Annotated in this window: 19 protein-coding genes; 13 read left to right on the plus strand and 6 right to left on the minus strand. The window is 45.7% G+C overall.

Going from position 1 to position 19,637, the window contains the following annotated elements; translation table 11 throughout:
• Positions 1 to 88 precede the first annotated feature (88 nt).
• Positions 89 to 529, minus strand: coding sequence for an RrF2 family transcriptional regulator (locus tag KNP94_RS02330; RefSeq protein ID WP_088836768.1), 441 nt, complete (start codon positions 527 to 529; stop codon positions 89 to 91).
• A 153-nt stretch (positions 530 to 682) separates the two neighbouring features.
• Between KNP94_RS02330 and KNP94_RS02335 the strand changes: the two genes are divergently transcribed.
• The 3 genes from KNP94_RS02335 to KNP94_RS02345 all read left to right on the plus strand — a co-directional run bounded on the left by KNP94_RS02335 (position 683) and on the right by KNP94_RS02345 (position 3,392).
• Positions 683 to 1,483 carry a hypothetical protein gene (locus tag KNP94_RS02335; protein WP_088836769.1) on the plus strand — a complete coding sequence of 267 codons (801 nt, stop codon included), beginning with the start codon at positions 683 to 685 and terminating at the stop codon, positions 1,481 to 1,483.
• A gap of 218 nt (positions 1,484 to 1,701) precedes the next feature.
• On the plus strand, positions 1,702 to 2,589 hold the full coding sequence (locus KNP94_RS02340; protein WP_214801155.1) for an ABC transporter ATP-binding protein: 888 nt from the start codon (positions 1,702 to 1,704) through the stop codon (positions 2,587 to 2,589).
• Complete coding sequence (locus KNP94_RS02345) at positions 2,586 to 3,392, plus strand: ABC transporter permease subunit (protein WP_088836771.1); 807 nt, start codon at positions 2,586 to 2,588, stop codon at positions 3,390 to 3,392. Before KNP94_RS02340 ends, KNP94_RS02345 begins: the two co-directional genes overlap by 4 nt.
• 240 nt (positions 3,393 to 3,632) lie before the next feature.
• Here KNP94_RS02345 and KNP94_RS02350 read toward each other — a convergent pair whose 3' ends face one another.
• Positions 3,633 to 4,880, minus strand: coding sequence for an MDR family MFS transporter (locus tag KNP94_RS02350; RefSeq protein ID WP_088836772.1), 1,248 nt, complete (start codon positions 4,878 to 4,880; stop codon positions 3,633 to 3,635).
• A gap of 409 nt (positions 4,881 to 5,289) precedes the next feature.
• Here KNP94_RS02350 and KNP94_RS02355 point away from each other — a divergent pair, with 409 nt between their 5' ends.
• The 3 genes from KNP94_RS02355 (at position 5,290) to KNP94_RS02365 (ending at position 8,660) form a co-directional block, all read left to right on the plus strand.
• Positions 5,290 to 6,873, plus strand: a complete 1,584-nt coding sequence (locus KNP94_RS02355; protein ID WP_088836773.1) for a peptide chain release factor 3 — start codon at positions 5,290 to 5,292, stop codon at positions 6,871 to 6,873.
• 133 nt (positions 6,874 to 7,006) lie between these two features.
• Positions 7,007 to 7,453 carry a general stress protein gene (locus tag KNP94_RS02360; RefSeq protein ID WP_239456864.1) on the plus strand — a complete coding sequence of 149 codons (447 nt, stop codon included), beginning with the start codon at positions 7,007 to 7,009 and terminating at the stop codon, positions 7,451 to 7,453.
• A gap of 121 nt (positions 7,454 to 7,574) precedes the next feature.
• Positions 7,575 to 8,660, plus strand: coding sequence for an MBL fold metallo-hydrolase (locus tag KNP94_RS02365; protein WP_088836775.1), 1,086 nt, complete (start codon positions 7,575 to 7,577; stop codon positions 8,658 to 8,660).
• Between the two features lie 222 nt (positions 8,661 to 8,882).
• On the opposite strand, the gene KNP94_RS02370 is transcribed toward KNP94_RS02365, so the two are convergent.
• Entirely contained in the window at positions 8,883 to 10,121 is a 1,239-nt protein-coding gene (locus KNP94_RS02370) for a purine/pyrimidine permease (protein ID WP_214807773.1), read from the minus strand.
• Positions 10,122 to 10,227: 106 nt separating this feature from the next.
• Here KNP94_RS02370 and KNP94_RS02375 point away from each other — a divergent pair, with 106 nt between their 5' ends.
• Both KNP94_RS02375 and KNP94_RS02380 read left to right on the plus strand, forming a co-directional pair.
• Positions 10,228 to 11,040 carry a LysR family transcriptional regulator gene (locus tag KNP94_RS02375; protein WP_215115135.1) on the plus strand — a complete coding sequence of 271 codons (813 nt, stop codon included), beginning with the start codon at positions 10,228 to 10,230 and terminating at the stop codon, positions 11,038 to 11,040.
• A 71-nt stretch (positions 11,041 to 11,111) separates the two neighbouring features.
• Positions 11,112 to 12,302, plus strand: coding sequence for an RtcB family protein (locus KNP94_RS02380; RefSeq protein WP_215115136.1), 1,191 nt, complete (start codon positions 11,112 to 11,114; stop codon positions 12,300 to 12,302).
• 92 nt (positions 12,303 to 12,394) lie between these two features.
• Here KNP94_RS02380 and KNP94_RS02385 read toward each other — a convergent pair whose 3' ends face one another.
• Together KNP94_RS02385 and KNP94_RS02390 are read right to left on the minus strand one after the other, a co-directional pair.
• Positions 12,395 to 12,925, minus strand: coding sequence for a DM13 domain-containing protein (locus tag KNP94_RS02385; protein ID WP_215115137.1), 531 nt, complete (start codon positions 12,923 to 12,925; stop codon positions 12,395 to 12,397).
• Between the two features lie 101 nt (positions 12,926 to 13,026).
• Positions 13,027 to 13,518 (minus strand): GNAT family N-acetyltransferase, encoded by a 492-nt coding sequence (locus tag KNP94_RS02390; protein WP_215115138.1) that lies wholly within the window; start codon positions 13,516 to 13,518, stop codon positions 13,027 to 13,029.
• 113 nt (positions 13,519 to 13,631) lie between these two features.
• Here KNP94_RS02390 and KNP94_RS02395 point away from each other — a divergent pair, with 113 nt between their 5' ends.
• The 5 genes from KNP94_RS02395 to KNP94_RS02415 all read left to right on the plus strand — a co-directional run bounded on the left by KNP94_RS02395 (position 13,632) and on the right by KNP94_RS02415 (position 18,451).
• On the plus strand, positions 13,632 to 14,129 hold the full coding sequence (locus KNP94_RS02395; RefSeq protein ID WP_215115139.1) for a cysteine hydrolase family protein: 498 nt from the start codon (positions 13,632 to 13,634) through the stop codon (positions 14,127 to 14,129).
• 24 nt (positions 14,130 to 14,153) lie between these two features.
• Positions 14,154 to 14,915, plus strand: a complete 762-nt coding sequence (locus tag KNP94_RS02400; protein WP_214807786.1) for a hypothetical protein — start codon at positions 14,154 to 14,156, stop codon at positions 14,913 to 14,915.
• On the plus strand, positions 14,912 to 15,511 hold the full coding sequence (locus tag KNP94_RS02405; protein ID WP_215115140.1) for a hypothetical protein: 600 nt from the start codon (positions 14,912 to 14,914) through the stop codon (positions 15,509 to 15,511). The genes KNP94_RS02400 and KNP94_RS02405 overlap by 4 nt, the downstream gene beginning before the upstream one ends.
• 560 nt (positions 15,512 to 16,071) lie before the next feature.
• Positions 16,072 to 16,374: a type II toxin-antitoxin system HicB family antitoxin gene (locus KNP94_RS02410; RefSeq protein ID WP_088836784.1), complete on the plus strand. Its 303-nt coding sequence runs from the start codon at positions 16,072 to 16,074 to the stop codon at positions 16,372 to 16,374.
• A gap of 1,417 nt (positions 16,375 to 17,791) precedes the next feature.
• On the plus strand, positions 17,792 to 18,451 hold the full coding sequence (locus tag KNP94_RS02415; RefSeq protein ID WP_215115142.1) for a hypothetical protein: 660 nt from the start codon (positions 17,792 to 17,794) through the stop codon (positions 18,449 to 18,451).
• A gap of 480 nt (positions 18,452 to 18,931) precedes the next feature.
• On the opposite strand, the gene KNP94_RS02420 is transcribed toward KNP94_RS02415, so the two are convergent.
• Positions 18,932 to 19,426, minus strand: coding sequence for a hypothetical protein (locus KNP94_RS02420; protein ID WP_159173715.1), 495 nt, complete (start codon positions 19,424 to 19,426; stop codon positions 18,932 to 18,934).
• Positions 19,427 to 19,637 lie beyond the last annotated feature (211 nt).

Below are 19,637 nucleotides of genomic sequence, written 5' to 3' on the forward strand. Positions count from 1 at the left end.
TACCCCTCCTTTCTTATATGAGTATACCACGCAGCGGATGAGAAATCGTTGATGATGCGGGCGCAACAAAAAATGATTCCGCTACGCATCAATTGCGCCTCGGAATCATTTCAAGAATTTGTGGATGCAGTTCATTTGCCGGATGCAATAAATCCTGGATCGTATAACTATTAAGTACCTGATGGAACGCTTCAATCGCTTCATCAAAGGCAGTTCGTGCAGGGTCAAGAGATGGATGTTCCACCATTCCCTCTTGCGGGTCCAAAAAATGAGTCGTTGGTTCGAACAATTGTACGACGTCACCGAGATAAATTTCATCCGGAGGACTTGCTAAGCGAAATCCACCACCACGACCACGGACAGAATGAATCAGACCATTTTGTCCTAAACGATAGACGACTTTCATCAGATGATTTTTAGAAATGTCGTAACAATCCGCTACTTCCTGGATTCGGACAAGTCGATCCGCATGTGTGCCTGCAAATAAAAGCGACCGGATCGCATAGTCCGTATAACGTGTCATGCGCATATATATCACCTACTTATCCTAGATTCTAAAATGGATAGGAAGGAAGAACAAGTTTAAATATGTTGTATAAAACAAGTATTTTTTATACCTTTTTTGAAGATTGTTTTTATCTAGGGGTTCGGGCATAATGAGGGGGGAAAGGTAGGTCATGGTATGCATTTTGATCAAGCATTACACCTCTTACAAAAGATGGGTCCGGAAGTGGATAAACGCGGTTTCCGCATCGCGAGCCGGTTTTATGATCAGTTAGAAAAAAATCATAGCCGACAGCTTGAACAAATGGGACAGCAGGACATGCGTTTACAAAATCGTGAACTTCGGATTTTACGCCTCAGTCGCCTGTTGCATCACGTGACGAACCAACAAGAACCGAGTGAGTTGTTTAAACTCATTTTACTCGAAGAAATCAATCAAACGAAATCGTTCATTCTGTCTTACCCAGAAATCGTCAGTCAGGAGATCCTGCTCGCCGTGCAATGGGAATTTGAGCTTGAAGCGACAGACCCGTTGCTCGAGGCATGGTCTGTCGTCCATCACCAACTCGTTGATACGTGTCGTCACTTTTGCAAATATTCATCAAACGCAGACTGGAGACAACTCGAAGTGTTGTTGATTGCAGAAACACATCATTTAGGTGCTGTCATTGACGAAGCAAGGTATGCTTTGACGAATCATCGGAAAACGACGCTTGTCCATTTTAACGACATGAAGGCGCTCTCGGCTAAGTTGATGATGACACTCGAAGGACTTATTCAAAAGGGACTTGTTTTCCATACTATGCACCAAAATAGTACGGATGAAGGGGCGGTTGAATTTTTAGAGATGATTGCAAGCGACGACCCGATCGTATTCGTCAGTGGATCGAGTCGGTTCATCGCGGATGTGCAAAGGACGCTGGAACCGCTACCGGTTATCTTTGGTCCATTTGTCGCAGATAATGCATTGCCGTCTTAATGAAGGATTGCCTGAATCGAGTTATTTCAGGTACGAGAGCGGATACCCCGATGTTTTCGAGGGATGTCCGCTTTTTTTGTCGAATTAGCGTTGCTCGTGCGTAAGCTGGTTGGAACAGCGGACTTTTTCAGCTGAAAGAGGAGAACTGATCGTTTTTCTTGAAAGGTATTAAAAGTATCAATGCCGGAGTATTCTTTCAAACTTTCAGGAGGGGTGACATGATTAACATCGAGAATCTGACGCAACAGTTTTCAAACGGAAAAGGAATTTTTGATGTCACGATCAATGTGGAGAAAGGCGAAGTATTCGGTTTTCTCGGACCGAACGGTAGCGGAAAATCAACGACGATTCGTCATTTGATGGGATATATGAAGCCGCAACGCGGGCGGGCGACGATAAAAGGGCTCGATACGTGGGCAAATCAGGCGCAAGCGCGAAGTCACGTCGGTTATTTACCCGGCGAAATGGCGTTCCTTGACGGAATGACGGGGCTTGCGTTCCTCAACATGATGGCCGGTATGCAAGGATCAGACAATCCGGGCAGACGTGACGAGTTGATTAAAAAGCTCCAATTCAACCCGAACACACCGATTCGCAAGATGTCAAAAGGAATGAAGCAAAAGATTGGGATCGTCGCGACATTCATGCATGACCCGGAAATCTATATCCTCGACGAGCCGACGTCGGGACTCGATCCATTGATGCAGAACTTGTTCATCGAACTCGTCCTTGAAGAAAAAGCACGTGGCAAGACCTTCTTGATGTCGTCTCATAGTTTTGCTGAAATCGAGCGGACATGCGACCGGGCAGCGATTATTCGTGACGGCAAAATCGTCGCGACAAAAAATATTCATGAGTTGCAGACGATGCAACGAAAATCATTTAACGTCACGCTCGATGAAGAAGTGGCTGTAGCCGCTCTGCTTGCTTCCGCCTTGACGACGGAGCGAATCGACGTGCGGACGGTCCGGGTCGAACTCCGTGGGAATTATGATTTACTCATCCAAACGCTCGCCCCGTATCACGTCAAGAACATCAGTGCCGATGACCAAAGCTTGGAACAAATTTTTATGGATTATTATAATCAAAAGGAGTTGGGGAAATGAATCTCGCCCTTTATCGTCATATGATGCAGCTCCATCTGAAGATGTTTTTTGGTTTCGGGGTTGGCTCAGCCATGTATGTCACGTTGATTACCTCCCTTTATCCGTTGCTCGACGACAACATGGAACAGATTGACGACATGATGCAGATCTTACCGGAGGGAATGATGCGGGCATTCGGAATGGAGTCGATCAGCAACTACGGTCAATTCATCTCGGCCGAATACTATGGTCTGTTTTATCTCTTAATCCTGGGTGTCTTTAGCGTGATGGTCGCGATTCAACTCGTCGCACGGCTCGTCGATCGCGGCTCGATGGCCTATCTTTTATCGACGCAGGTCTCACGAACGAAAGTCATCGTCACACAAATGCTCGTCTTAATCAGTGGTTTAATTGTGATTCATGTTTTGACATTCGCAGGCGGGGCGCTCGCAGCACGGTTCTTAATCGATACGGACCGAATCGCACTCACTGAGTTTTTCCAAATCAACTACGTCGGGTTTTGCTTATTTTTAGCCGTCAGCGGTTATTCGTTCTTGATTTCCTGTTTGTTCAACGATGAAAAAAATGCTTTTGCGGTCGCGGGTGGGATAACTTTTCTATTTTACGGGATGAACATGATGGGGAAAATTGTCACGAAAATCGACTGGATTCGGCATTTTACGCCGTTTTCGCTTTATGAACCCGGAAAAATCGCCAGTGGGGAAGGAGAGGTCCTCGTCTCAGTAATCATTTTAATCTTGATTGGTCTGCTGAGCTATGGTCTTGCCATCGTCCTTTTCCGGAAACGAAACTTGCCGTTGTGAGGAATGAATCGAAGGGGGGAGACGAAAATCACCTTCGGCTTGCCTGTCTCTTGAGCAGCGTGCGTTTAGTCGCTTTTTCCCGATGAAACTAACGAAACTAACGGAAATGGGGAGATTTGAAGACGAGTCGAGGAAGAGCGTTCCGCCCTAAACATAAGAAACAGGGACCTCTTCTTTCTAAAACAGTAAAAGGCGCATTCGACTTTTCGTCAGATGCGCCTTTTTAAAATAAACGTTAACTTACGCCGACTCGGACAACCGTTTCGCACGGCGAATCGAACGATCGAGTGCCAAGTAGACAAGTCCAGATAAACAACACGCGACCCCGATGGCGCCAAGCGCATAGTCGCCGTGACCGGATTCGAGGAACAACGACCCGAGGAGCGGTGCCGTTACGCCACCAATCAACCACTGCACGCTCGCGGCACCATTATACGTTCCCCGTAAGTGAACCGGCGCAATTAAAGCGATGAACGTCATTTGGACCGGTGACATGATCATTTCGCCGATGGTATAAAGGGCATAAATGACGAGTAAGAGAATGACGATGACGATATAATCCGTTCCGAGCGAGAAGAAGTAGGACGGGACGAAGGCGAGTAAAATCATGCCGAGTCCGAAGACGCTTGCGCCGAGTAACATGACTTTCCCGAACGATTTTCCGGATAGCTTCGCAGCAATCGGAAATTGGAACAAGACGACCATGATGCCGTTCAGTCCCATCAAGTACGGGAAAGGATTTTTTTCGTCCGGTAATCCCGGTAAGGCTTCTTTTAAGAAGACGGGTAACATGTTTTCGACGAGCGTGAAGCCCATCGAGATGAAGACACCAGCCGCAATGAAGATTAAAAAGACATGGTCCTTTCGTAAGACAGTCAGTGAAGAAAGTTGTGGCGTATCCACCGGATGCTCGATTTTTTCAGGTTTCGTCTCACCGATGAACAGCAGGAGGACGAGGGCATAAAGTACATAAACAATAGCTGCTCCATAGAAAATCAAGGACCGATCGATGAAGAGGACGGCACTGCCGATCAATGGACCAAACGCGGCCCCGATGTTATGTCCCATCCGTAAGAGACCAAACGATTCATTCAACCGTTCCGGTGGTGTGACATCGGCGACCATTGCGCTCGCTGCCGGGTGGAACAGAGAATTCGTCAGGCCGAGCGTCGCATTTAAGATAAGCAACGGCCAAAATGTATCGGCAAACGTAAAACCGATTAGGGCGAGCGCATCCCCGACGATGGCGATGACCATCAACGGTTTGCGGCCGTAAATGTCGGCGAGGTGCCCTCCGAGGAAAGAGCCGAATAAAGCGGCAATCGGCCCGATTGCCATGATGACGCCGACGAGGAGGTACGAATCGAGTTGATCGGCGTAATAGAGTACAAGAAATGGTGCAATCATGAACATCATGATGCCGGTTAACGTTTCCCCGACGAACCGGATCCAGATGTTACGGTCGAGCAGTTTTAATGAGTTGAACATAAATAAAACCCCTTATTATTCCGTTTTTAGACAATAGAAAAGACGGATACGCACAAATATGGGCATACCCGTCCTGATATAAGGGGGCAGCATGTACGTATACGCATACGCACACCCTGCTTAATTTTTAAAAAATTAAACGATTGGGTGACGTACAATGATCGCAGATGAGTTTGATACCTGAATCTGTCGCTGTGCTTGTGGCTGTTTCATGTGTACGTCTCCTCCTTCTAGTTAGTTAACTTCCTCGTCATCTTATAGAACATCAGGACGAGTTGTCAACTAAAAATCTGAAAATTGAGTCAATCGTGTGAAATAGACGAATAGCTGAAAATTCGGTATGATAGATTAGTTGCGAAAAATGAGCTGGTTACAAGTATTGAATTTATCGTGAAGGGACTTATTATACATGACAAAATTACAAACTGAAGTCGAGAAACGCCGGATTTTCGGTATCATCTCCCACCCGGATGCCGGGAAAACGACATTAACAGAAAAATTCTTACTCCACGGAGGGGCAATCCGGGAAGCGGGATCGGTCAAAGCCCGGAAAAATTCAAAATTTGCTAAATCCGACTGGATGGAAATCGAGAAACAACGTGGAATCTCGGTCACCTCATCGGTCATGCAATTCGAATACGATAAAAAAATCGTTTCCATCATGGATACACCGGGTCACTCAGACTTCGGTGAAGATACGTACCGGATTTTGACGGCCGTCGACTCGGCAATCATGGTCATCGATGCGGCGAAAGGGATCGAGTCACAAACGAAAAAACTTTTTCAAGTCTGTCGGATGCGCGGTATTCCGATCTTTACATTCATCAACAAGATGGACCGTCAAGCACGCGATCCACTCGAACTGATGGAAGAGCTTGAAGAAGTCCTCGGGATCCCGTCGGTTGCTGTCACGTGGCCGGCAGGTTCAGGACAACAGTTCGAAGGGGTCTATGACCGGGTCAACGAGAAGTTCCACTGCTTCAAACAAGACCGGAAGACGATTGAGCTTGGGGAAGAGGGGCTCGCAAACGACGAACTCGCTAACTCAATCAACAATGAAATGTACGACACGCTCGTCGATGAAGTTGATTTACTCGACGGTGCCGGCAATGCCTATGACGAGGAATTGATTGCAAAAGGTGAGCTGACACCGGTCTTCTTCGGTTCAGCACTCGTCGACTTTGGTGTCACACCACTGCTCGAGCACTATCTCAACTTGTCCCCGTCACCGACACCACGGGAATCGAACAAAGGGAAGATCGAGCCGGCACAAGAATTCTTCAGCGGATTCGTCTTTAAAATCCAGGCGAACATGAACCCGAATCACCGGGACCGGATTGCGTTCATCCGCATCTGTACCGGCAAATTCGACCGTGGGATGGATGTCGTCCTGACGCGGACAGGTAAGAAAATGAAATTGTCGCAATCGACGCAGTTCATGGCAGATGAGCGGGAAACGGTCAACGAAGCCTTTGCTGGAGACGTCATCGGTCTCTATGATTCGGGCAACTATCAAATTGGCGATACAATCACGAATGGTGATCCGTCACTCCAATACGAAGCCTTGCCGACATTCGCACCGGAATTATTCTTGAAGGTCTTTACGAAAAATGCCCTGAAGTCAAAACAGTTCCAAAAAGGGATTGAACAATTGGCACAAGAAGGGGCAATTCAAGTCTATAAGACGGAATACAACGAGGTCATCCTCGGTGCGATCGGTCAACTGCAGTTCGAAGTCTTCGAACACCGCCTTAAAGGCGAGTATGGCGTCGATATCTTAAAAGATGCGGCGAACTTCCAGGTCGCGAAGTGGGTCAAGGTGACAGAAATCAATGAAGTGAAGAAATTGACGGATTCACGGACGGTCCTCGTTTATGACCGTTGGGAAAACCCGGTTCTCCTCTTTGCGAATGATTTCGTCTACGAACGCTTCGTCCAAAAAAATGAAGGTACGATTACATTAGTCGATTCGCCGCAACAGCTGAACGATTAATCGAATCTTGAGAGAGCTTTTCCGCGTCAGCGGAGGAGTTCTTTTTTTACTGCACTGTTTTGCTTCAGAAGAACATGGGTAAAAAAGGGAAGTAGTCCGATTCATACATTTTGTGAGAGGGATGGTGGTAACGATGGCGAAAAAATTTGTAGGCGTTTTTCATGATCAATCCAGCTTGGAGCAAAAGATGCATGCTTTAAAAGAACACGGACATAAGGACTCTGATTTTTCAGTTGTCGGACGGGATGAAGCGGCCGAAGAGACATCGGGTGCGTCTTGGGTCGATGAAATGAAAGCGAAGTTCAGCAAGGAACCACCGTTACGCGAGACGCTGAAACGCGTCGGTCATTCGGACGACGAAGCGGCAAAACATTACGAAGAAGTCGAGCGTGGCGGCATCGCCTTGTTCGTCAAGGAACGGGACGATCACGACCACAATCATGACCATGACCATGATGAAGGACATCGACATGAGGGAAAAGTCGAAAATCCCGGCGTCAATGACTATGAGGCGGAGCAGGATGCGAATCACGAAAAAAGTACGCGGACGAAATGGGACGCAGACGATTTAAATAAATAAGGGACGAACACGGATTGCTTTTTCTAAAAGTAACCCGTGTTTTTTGTTGGAGAAGTGTCTTCGCTACCGCCAGGAAAAAGGCGAGTGCTATACTGGAAGCACTTATTGAAGAGGTGAAAACATGAAAAAAACAGTCGCAACACTTACAGGGCTCGGTTTACTCGGAACGGTCTTTATGACGCGTTATCCATTATTCGGTCGCCGACCGTCTAAAGCCGATCAACAGGATTACAGACGATCCGCCCAGTTCAAAAATGGAAAGTTTCAAAATGAACTGCCGTTTCAACTGAAGATGGAATGGGAGACAACAAAAAGTATCTTAAAAGATTATGGGCGGAAATTGCCGTCTTTAAAACCGGTCAAACCGTTACCGGTCAAACCGTTTGAACAGCGGACGGACGGGACAGAACCGCGTGTGACCTGGTTCGGGCATTCGGCATTCCTGCTCGAACTCGATCACCAGACGATTTTCTTTGATCCGATGCTCGGTCGTGCGCCGTCACCGTTCCCGAAACTCGGAGGCGGACGGTTCCAGACGACGGCACCGGTCGACCTCGATGCCTTGCCGGCAATCGATCTCGTCATTTATTCGCATGACCATTATGACCACTTGGATTACCATTCGGTCCTGGCATTAAAAGACCGGGTCGGACAATTTATCGTTCCGCTTGGTGTCGCGAGCCGCCTGAAAGGCTGGGGCGTCGACGCAAGCCGGATCACGGAACTCGATTGGCACGAATCGATTGAGACGAATGGCCTCCGTCTGACGGCGACGCCGGCCCGGCATTACTCCGGTCGTAACGGGCTTGATCAATTTTCGACGCTTTGGGCATCATGGGTAATTGAGGGATCGAAGAAAGTCTTTTTCAGCGGCGATAGCGGCTACGGTCCACACTTTAAGGCGATCGGTGACCAGTATGGTCCGTTTGACTTGACGATCATGGAGTGCGGTCAATACGATACCCGTTGGTCCAGTTCGCACATGTTACCGGAACAGACACTCGCGGCACATCTTGACGTCAAAGGGGACGTGATGATTCCTGTTCATTGGTCGGCGTTTACACTGGCGTTTCATCCGTGGTACGAACCGGTCGAACGGCTGTTGAAGGAAGCGGCGAAACATGACGTACCGGTCGTGACACCGATGATCGGTGAGAGCGTTACGGTTGCAAGTCAGACCCGTAAATGGTGGCGCGAAGTCCGGTGAAGTTAGGTTAAGTTAAGTGAAACTCTCATCTTTTCCCGTGCTTTCCTCAGGCGAGCAGTTGGATCTCGTTTGTCTCTGACAGCGCGAAAAGCACGCGCTTTTTCCTGTAGGAGTCACGGGAAGAAGCCGAGGTTAATGGACTGCCATCAGATGATGACTCAAAAAACATCCCCGCTCTTTCGCCTGTCGCGAGAGAGCGGGGATGTTGTGTTTTCGGACGAGTTAACTGGCAAGCCGTTCTGATTGAGCATCACGTCGCACGCGCAAACGTTCGATGACTTCAAAACCGAGGACGAGCATCGTCCCGATCAATAAGCCGTTACTGAAGAACGGACGTAACGTCAGTGGCAGAATTTCTGCCAGGACCGTCGATTGCAACAGAATGCTGATCCCGATGACGGCACAAATCGCAAAGGCATGTTTCCGGCGGCTTGTCGTCATGCTGCTTTCAGCCGACTGCCAGGCAATCAGGAACATGTGCGGTAACGTCGCGAGTAACGCTGCACTGGCGACACTACGCGGCAATGTCGCGATGATGCCGATGATGCTCGGGAAAAAACCGACCAAGGCAATGACGAGTGAGGCAATCAAAAACGGTCGGCGGTCCTTACTGCCTGTCTGGGCGATGAAACCACTTGTAATCGGTAACGGGACCGGAACGAGCGTCGAGAACGTCGCCGCGATCAAGTGAATGATCCCTTCGATCGTCAGTCCTTGATGCAAGGCGCCTTGTTTCTGAATCGTCGCTTCGACGGCGCTGAGCGCAGCAATCAAGTTGACGATTAAAAGAATTGCAAACGGAATCGCGACGAGAAACGCACTGCCGTCAAATTGCGGCATCCCGAACGGTAAAGCGGTCGGGACGGAAAAGACACCGGATGCTTCCGGCAGTGACGGGCGACTGACCAACCAGCCGACGACAATGCCGATCATCAAAGCGAACGGACGGAGCCGTGCCGGACCAAACTGGCTCAGTCCGAGGACAAGCAGGAATGTCAGAACACCGGCAAGACGTGTCGCTTCGACGGCGAGAACGGCACCCAGCATGACGCCGGTCAGTTGAATACATAATAAAAGCAAAAACGTGCCGCTGACGAGCGGGGTGAAGACCGGTAATAAAAAGCGGGTCCATCCTGTCAACCCGAGGAAAATCAGGACAACACCGGCAATGACGACCGCGGCCATCGCAATCGTGAAGGCCGTCTTTGAATCGACCGGCAGAGCGGCGATGACAACAAAGATACTGACCCATGAACCGGCAGGGCCGGACACGATCGGTAACCGGTGACCGAACACACCATGAAGAAAACAGGCAATCCCGCCGACAAAAAAGGATCGCTGGACAAGCGCGGCCGTTTCGACACTTGAGAGGTCGAACAGACTCGCGACGACGATCGGCAAGGCAATCGTATTGGCTAATAAGAAAATAATCCACTGGACTGTGGACGTCGTACGTTTCACAAAAATCGTCTCCTTTAAAAATCGCTGATTTCAGCATCGTATCATATGATTGATGTTATGATTCATACATATTTATGACTGAAAACATATGAAAGAGATGATGAATATGGATTTACGGCAATATCGCTATTTTTGTGCAGTCGTCGAAGAACAATCGGTCACGCGGGCAGCAGAACGCCTGCGGATGGCTCAGCCTGCCTTGACGCAACAAATTCGGAAGATGGAAGAGTTGCTTGGCGTACGGCTGATTGAACGGGCGGGACGCGGCATTCGGATTACAGCGAGCGGTGAGCGGCTCTATGAACGGGCCGTCTCACTATTGCGCTATGAAGCGGAAACGCGGATCGAAGTCAGTGACATCAAGGAAGGGCGGACCGGCATCTTACGGATCGGCGTCAATACGTTGTCCGCCGGCCGCTTGACAGGCTGGGTGAGAGAAATGAAACGACGGCATCCGCGGATTACGTTACAGATTCATCAGGGCGAGTCTGCTGCTTTGATTGATCGTTTGAAGGATCATGCGATCGACTTGGCACTCGTCCGGCTGCCGATTGAGGCGCAAGGCGTCACGATCGAGTGGATGGAAGAGGAACCGTTTTATCAGATCCATCATCCTGATTTTCCGGATGCCGATATGATCATTCCGAGTCAGGAAGGACTGGGTGTCTTTCAGACGCTCAGTCAACAGTTAGGGGTCGTCTCGCAGGAAACGTGTTCCGACGTCTTGACCTTGATTGGACTCGTCCGGTGTGGACAAGCGGTGACGCTGTTACCGGAAAGTACGCTCCGCGAGCTCGACATGACGGGACTGGTGCAGGAACGGTTACCGGACGCGACGAGTACGACGGCTCTTGTCTGGTTGACGGAAGACGGTCAATCGGCGCTGACCCAACAATGGATCTCGATTGTCCACGAGTAAGAACGAATTGTTAAAAAAGGGATTTTATAGGATACTTGAACAAGAGACAGGAAGGTAAGGGGGAGGATGAAATGAAGACGATTCGCGGAAAGTACGGCGAAGCGAAGATTTTTACACACAATGTCGATGACACGACGATTGAACAGGTGACGGGGATGCTGAACGAAAACATTGCCGTCGACGGCAATGTCCGAATCATGCCCGATTGTCATGCCGGCAAAGGCTCGGTCATCGGAACGACGATGCGGATTCACGATAAGGTGGTTCCGAATCTCGTCGGTGTCGATATTGGCTGCGGCATGTTATGTACACAAATCAACCGTGAAGGAACAGCCGGCGTCGATTATGAGAAGTTGGATGCTGCGATTCAGGCACTGGTTCCGAGCGGCATGTCCGTCCGCAATCAGCCGCACCGCTTGTCGGAACAGATTCCGTTTGAGCAGGTGTTGGCACCGTTCAACGAAACACGGGCCCGATTGTCGATAGGTACGTTAGGTGGCGGGAATCACTTTATTGAGCTGAACGCGGACGACGAAGACAATCTCTATCTCGTAATTCATTCCGGCAGCCGGAACCTCGGAAAAACGATTGCTGAACATTATCAAAAGTTGGCGGAAAGCTCACAATTCACCGTCGATACTGCGTCGGTCGTCGCCTCACTGAAAGATCAGGGACGGGAGCAGGACATCCAATCGACTTTGGTCGAGCTGAAGAGTCAGTTCAATGAAACAAATAAAGATTTAGCCTACGTGTCCGGTCCTGATATGGACAACTACCTGCATGACTTAAAAATCGCTCAAACGTATGCGGCGCTGAACCGTCAAGCAATGACGGAGGTCATTGTTGAAGCGATGGGCTGGTCGGTCACGGAACAGTTCGATACGATCCATAACTACATTGATCTCGAGCAGATGATTCTCCGGAAAGGTGCGATTTCGGCACAAGCCGGTGAAGTCGCCATTATTCCGATGAACATGCGAGACGGTTCACTGATTGTCAAAGGAAAAGGCAATCCGGACTGGAACTATTCTGCCCCCCACGGAGCCGGACGGATCATGTCCCGTTCGAAAGCCTTCAAATCCGTTGACCTCAAAGAGTTTGAAGCGACGATGCAGGACGTCTGGTCGAGTTCGGTCGTCGAATCGACACGTGATGAGTCGCCATTCGTCTATAAACCGATGGAGGAAATCATCCGGAACACAGAAGATACGGTCGAATTACTCAAAGTCATCAAGCCGCTCTATAACTTTAAGGCGAAGTGAGCCGGCAGGTGTCTGCGACTTTGAACCAGACCAAATCCCCCGACCTTCTGATTGGAAATGAATCAGTGGTGAGGGGATCGGTTACATAATATTTACTCGTTGTCAGTCTTTACTACTGCCGTACCAAAGTCGGCGTTGAAGGCACGGCACCAAATCACGACGGTATTGTACTTCGTGAAATCGACATCTGGAGAGACAGCATAATTTTGATTGCCGGTATTGCCTTTTAATGCCCCTAAGTTGATGCCTTCTTTTGGCTCCATACCCGGTTGAATGAGATAGACGAATAAATCTGGACCATTCGTCGTCTTGAAATCTTCAAACCGGAGATACTGACCGTCATCTGCTTGAATCGTTTTGAGTGTTCCTGAGGTTTTGTAGTTTTTTTCTCCATCGACGAATTTACCGGAGAACGTAAGCTCTTCCTCCTGCGTGCCAGGTGTCGTAGTTTCCGTTTCATCTTCAGTATCCGGTGTCTGTTCTTCCGTTTTGACATCAGAGGAAGTCGGGGGAAGTCCTTCGTCAACTGCTTTATCAAAAAGAAGCGGCGAGACTAACCACCAACTGATTGCAAGGATACCGACGATGACGACGCCAAGGAGAATCTTCGTGATTGTTTTCATGTGCATCACTCCACTTCAGAGGTTTTTCAGTGCAGCGTTCGGACATCTGCGTCTTGGTTAAATTTTATCATATGTGGAAGATATCCGTTCATCAGAAGACGCTAGTTACTTAGATATTTGTAAGTCTCCCCATCATCAGCGCTGCGGAGAAAGCCTGCTTTTACAAGTACGGATTGGGAGGCACGATTTTCATGTTCTGTATACGCGCAGACTTGTAAAACTTTCATCTCCTGCAGTCCAAACTCGGTAACGGTCTTGACGGCTTCTGTCATATAGCCGTGACCGCGGAAGTCCGGTTTCAGGACATAGCCGATCTCAGCAATGTTGTTTTGGTAGCCGCGGCAAAAACAGCAGTTCCCGATAAATTCGCCGGTCGACTTTAAGTACAGTCCCCACGTAATCCCGTCCCCATTGAAATAATCGCGGGCAATCTGACTCAAGATGTTGACTACGTCAAGGCTGTTTTTTGCCTGTTGCCCATCATAGACCGTAATCTCAATCATTTGATTCGCTTCACTTAATCGAATTTCTTTTAATAACAGCCGTTCGCTCGTCAGTTCAGGAAAGACGTCAAAATAGTATTTTTCTTTCATGGGGCATTCCTCCTTGAATTTGCTTCTTACCTCAAGTGTACGTTATCCGATACGAATCGGAAGCATAACATCATCAAAACTAAAAATCCGTTCATTGATCAGGAGGAATTTACATGCAAAAGAAAGCGTTAGTCGTCATTGATATTCAAAATGACATGACAAAAAATTATAAGGAAGTCATCAGTACGATCAATCAGTCAATCGATTGGGCGATTGAACAGGACATGCATGTGGTCTACATCCGGCATGAGAATTTATCGGCGGGAACAAGAACGTTTAAAACCGGGACACGTGGTGCCGAGTTAGTACCCGATTTAAAAATCGTTTCCGAAAATATCTTCACGAAATACAAGGGGAATGCTTTAACAAGCGAAGCGTTCGCGGCGTTTATTGAGCAGCACGAGATCACCGACTTTTATCTGACCGGTGGAGACGCGACAGCTTGTGTCAAATCGACCTGCTTTAACTTACGTAAACTGGATTATGACGTGACAGTGATTACAGACGGGATTACCAGCTATGACAAAAAGAAGCTTCCGGAGATGATTGAATACTATGAGAAAAAAGGCAGCAGCATCATCCAGTTCAATGATTTACTTTCGGTTGATTAACGCTGTTGAAGGAGGGAGGGTAACATGAAAAATGTAATTAAAGTACTGATTGTTTTGTCCGTCTCAATAGGTCTGATGTTGACAGGTTTTCCGTCAAACGAAGCCGTGGCGAAAAACAAAAAAGAAACACAACATGACACCTTTAAAAAGTTAAAAATGAATGCGTCGATGACCAGTGTTGCGAAAGTCATGTATGGCAAGAACTATAAAAAACATCTGTGTGACCGCTCAGAAGATGAGGTGAAAGTTAATCTTTTATGCAGTGGAGAGGTATACGATTCCAATACATACGATAAAAGCGGGAAGCTAAAATATTTGAAGTATGAGTTTTATTTGTATCCGAATCCAAAGGTGCCGAATGAATCGGACAATACGGATGAAGTGACGTTCCAAACCGTCCGGATGTTGCTCGTATTTAAGTCGAAAGAGCACAGCAAGCAGTTAAAGCTTGTCGAAAAACATTGGTTTGACGTATCCGTCGAAAATTCGAAACGTGTCTACAACAATCAAAAAATTGAAAAAGGCATGACGAAAAAGCAGTTGGATGACGTGCTGACTGGAACAGGGCTCGGGAGATACGAAGCCGTCTCGTATATCGACTATTCAAAAGTCGGAAAGCAAGCCGGTAAACAACAGCCTGTTTTTTTAAAGGCGTACAAGACGTATTCGTATTCTGTCTTGAATCAGAAAGAGAATATTCTGTACTTCTTCGAGATGAAGTACAGTCGGACGAAAAAAGAGTATGTCGTTTCGTATGTGGAGTCCTGGAGGGAGAACATTAAATGAAATGGAGAAAAAAATACTTGATTTTGTTATCCAGTGTTTTTTTGATTGCGGGATGCACAGACGATGCTGTGACATCTAAGCCTAAATCAGAAAAGAAAAAAGTCACTGTTTCGAATCAAAAAACAGATGAAAATCAAATCATGAATCATGACCAGTTTGAACAGCTGTTTGCACACATGAACGAACACTTGAAGATTGATCATTTTCAGCTAAAAGCAAGTACGCGGCGTTCAGATTTCACAATCATCGACAAGGAATTAAGCTTTGGTAAAAGAAATTGGTTAACCGTTGATGGAAGTAGTGATAGTGCCTCAACACAAGAAAGCCTATATTTCGAAGATAAAAAACAGACGACGCAGTTGTCGGTCCACTTTGCCTACACCGACCACTACATAGGCGAAGATATGATCCAGTATCCCAGCAGCTCGGGCTATGACAAATTGAATCAAAAACTCGCGAATCAATCTGATTTAATACTTATCAGCTACAAGAATTTAGTGATTTCCTTCCAACAAAACAAACTAAGTAAAATAGACCTGGGAACGACAAAACTTGCAGTAAAGAGGATTATCAACGAATTAGAACACTTGAAGTAAATTCTTACTAAAACGAGAGAACTCACGAATGTATGAGTTCTGTCGTTTTTTATCTCTATTGAAACATTCTTCAGCATCACTAGACGCGCAATTGCACATGACTCCATCAATGCTCTAGACGTTTAAGTCGTAACTACTCTCCGAATCGGTACATGGTACATGTTCCTTTCCTTCGAGAACCACAGTATGACAATGTCTTCCTGGTGATAGTTAGAATTTATCATATTATTCTGTCAATTCAATCGCTATTTGATGTGTCAAAGATGTTACGAACGTCGAATCCTGACAAGAACAGCAGTATCAACGTCTCCGCAGAATTTTTTCCAAAAAAATGGATTGGATATGTATTCAAACTGTAAAATACGCCATCCTGAAAGAATAGTGTATTTTATTTGAAATTTAATCCTAAAAATTGGTTTTTTTGCTTATTATATAGTCCGTATGTTAGTTTTTGTATAGGAATATAGCTATTATCAGTTCGAATGTCCGTATTTCATGATACTCGACGATGCACATAAGATTTCATCAAGGAGGTACATCCATGCAAACATTTAAATACTATGCTGGTCACCCCAGATTTGGAGAATGATTGCTATCTCGTTCGATTTCCAGACCTAAAGAATGTTTTCACTGATGGCGAGACACTCTTGGAAACCGTGAAACACGCCGAAGAGGTGCTCGAGGGAATGTTAGAAGTCATGATCGATTACAATACGAAGTTCAATACACCTAGCCCCGTCTCCGATCTCAAGATTGAGGAAGGGGAGAGTCTGATCGCTGTTGAGGTACACGTTACACCTAAGGGAACGGATGGCGATTTCAAGCAGGAACTCATCGATGGTATCTATGCCGATGAGGATTGAGCGCCAGTGCTTCCTGAACGGCTCTATCGATAAAGTTCAGAGGGTGCGAACCAATGAATATGAAAAGGGGAGAAAATAAGTGAACGACAGATCGATGATACGAGACGCGCTTAAAAATACAATCGTCCCTGTATTACGTTCGCATGGTTTCAGGGGACGCTATCCTCATTTCAGACGTTTGCAAGGAGATCACTGTGAACTTCTTTGTTTATATATCGTTAAGCTTGGCGATGCTTTTTACATCGAGACTTCTAATTTTCCTTTGGAGGGATGTACGACGTATTGAGGAACATATCCCTCCAGATAAAGCTACGGTCGATTACATGCATCCTGACGAGAGAGTGCATGTAGGGAATTTCTTTTTTCACTTCGCTGATCTTCGAACTCTATCCGAACATGAAGAGTTAGCTAGAGAGGCGTTAAATCATCTAGGGTTAGGACAGTCTGAATGGAAGAGTAAATCGCGAGATCAAAAGAAGAAACAGAAGAACGTAGTATTCAAGTAAGGTACTTCCGTCATCGCGATGTGATAGGATCACGTACATGACGTATCGTTCACGTCACCATGAATGATATGGGAGTCGTTATTTTCTCGGTCGATAGTCTGCCAAGATTTCGTTCCACCTCGTGATGAACATATCGAAGTTCATAAAGCACTCGATTATGATAAGCAAGTTGTCTCTCTAGAAGATATGGGATTGATAAAGGTCCGATTGAATCCCCTTAGCGAGCGTTGAAATGTGAAAATTATTATCTACATAAATTTGTGGAGTTCACGAACCCCAGCTTACGACCAAAGTACGTTTACAATGAAGAACGATATCAACAACGATTAAACGGCTTAGCTCAGTTAAAATACAGAGTTAAGCCGATAAAGAGATTTATGTTATTTTCCCTATCTATTTGACGAGGAGCAGTTAAGTCTAACCATCCTCTTTTTATATTCTTAATCATCTGACATTCAAATCACCTAGTTAAACGATTGAACTAATAAAGACTAAACGAGTAGTCAGAAGAAAAAAATTTTTATTATTGCAGATGACATAACGTGTTGGATGAAGAAATCATGTGATTAATAGCACACCGTTTCGTTAGATTAAACGCTATGTTATGGTTATATCAAGAAAAGGAGGGTTTAAATTGGAAAATAAGAAATATTATAAAAATCTTATTACCATTCGATTGGTAGCGACATTTCTGATACTTCTATCTCTAATTTTACCATACTTTGAGATAATGAAGTACAGTACAGTTCCATTTGTTATTCTTATAACACTTTTTGTATTTTTTGTTATGGAAAACAGATATGGTAAAAAAACTGTAAGTAAATAGGTTTTACAAAATAATTATCAACTTATTGTTTCTAACACTACTATTAGTAGAATCATATCCCAAATTTTAATAGGAGGTTTTTTTGTTGAAATTTAAAGGATTGTTCCTCTTGTTGTCTATCTTGTTAGTTTTCAGTAGTTTTGCTGCAGGTGGAAGCTACGTAATTGCAGATGATTCACCATCAAATACAAATGAACTAAATCAAAAAACGATTGATTTAGTGGATAATTTTATAGTTTTTAAAGATAATAATTTTGTGATTGAAAATACTGAGATTCTAACCACTAAAATTGGTGAAGAAGAGTTTGCTAAAGTTAATGCAGAGATTGCTGATAAAAATGCCTTGTTAAGTGAACTTACAACAGAAGAACTTGACAGCATAGCTGTAGTTGATAATCATGTTCAGTTTTTAGATCAAAATGTATCGGCAAGAGCTAGCAGTAAAGGTAAAAATGCTCTTGAAGTTCACTGGTGGGGTTATAAGGTATTTTTAAATGACAATTTAACAAATACTACAGCTCAGGCTTTGGCGGGTGGATCTGGTACTGCTGCACTTGTAGCTATTTGGGCGCCTTGGTTCTCAGCTCCTACGGCTATTGTGAAAGCTGTAGCTACAAGTGCGGTAGTTGTTTTGGGTGGTTCCTCTGCGATGTTTTATAAAACAAATAAAGGTAAAGGTATCTATTTAAGATTTACTGGGATTTTACCAGCTAACGTAATTTATACTGGCATGTTTTCTCAATAAGAAAGACATATAAGCCAAATAATTATATTGTTTTTAAAGAAGAATAAATAACATTTTAAATGCCAATCTCTCAGTCAATTCAGATTTTAAACAAGGGGACTGACTCAAAAGAGAGTGCGTCTTTTGATTAAACTGAACGAAGGGAGGCAGATGATTGGATTAAATCCGATTATCTGCCTCCCTTTTCTTTCTTTTTCAATTGATGTATTAGATTAGAAACGGTTTTTTGACCAGTTTTCGGAGATTATGAGCGATAGCTACCAACCCGAATTCCAGTTCTGTTTGATGGACCCAAACACAGACTCGACTTCGATTTTCCGCTTGTTGAAGACGGACTTATCGTTTGGAGATCCGAGATTCTTTTCATATTTTGTTTTAGACCAAGCCATTTGGATGAGCGACATACAATTGTTCATCAACTATCTACATCAAAAACGCCCCCGAAAAAGGGGGGCGAAGCAAACACCTTAAATTTTTAAATCACACCGTCTCATCCGTAAACGTTTCACCCGTCCGGCGCACGGTCGCTCCGAGTTCAGCCGCAATCGCATTGATCGCTTCTGAATCTTCATTGACTTCACTGATGATGATGACACCGTAGTGATCGGCACTGATTTGGTTCAGCGTCCGGTTAAATAAATCAAACGAATCGCGTTCGTTTTTTTCGTCCCGGTTTGCGCCGATCAAGTATCCGGCAACAGAACCGACGAGCATCCCGAATGGTCCACCGACGACACCGACTGCCATCCCGATCATTGAGCCTTTGAACGATTGATCCTGCTGCGTAAAGTCGATCGCATCGATGAACGAAAACCCGTCCGTCTCATCGCGTTTCGCTAAAACCATCTGCTCCATCTCGATTTCTTTAATCGCTTCGAGGTCCTTGATCATCTCAAAGCCGGTTTTGGCTTTTTCTAAATCGTTGAAAATAATCGTCGTGACGACGTGGGTTGCATCATTTTTATATTCTGCCATAATTTCCGCCTCCAGAAAGTTCTGATGTCGTTCTACAGTTTAGTAGTACCCGGAACGGAAGTATCGAAAACTAGAAACGTGAACTCCGCCTAAGCATATGATTGATATAACTTCTCAATTAGGCGATAAGGAAAACTTATCAAAAGTCTTTTGTTCTTTCAAATTGTAACGAGACCCATATTATACTATGATAGAGCTGTACAAGTAAGCG

The organism is Exiguobacterium sp. s80, assembly GCF_018618725.1.
GTDB lineage: Bacteria > Bacillota > Bacilli > Exiguobacteriales > Exiguobacteriaceae > Exiguobacterium_A > Exiguobacterium_A oxidotolerans.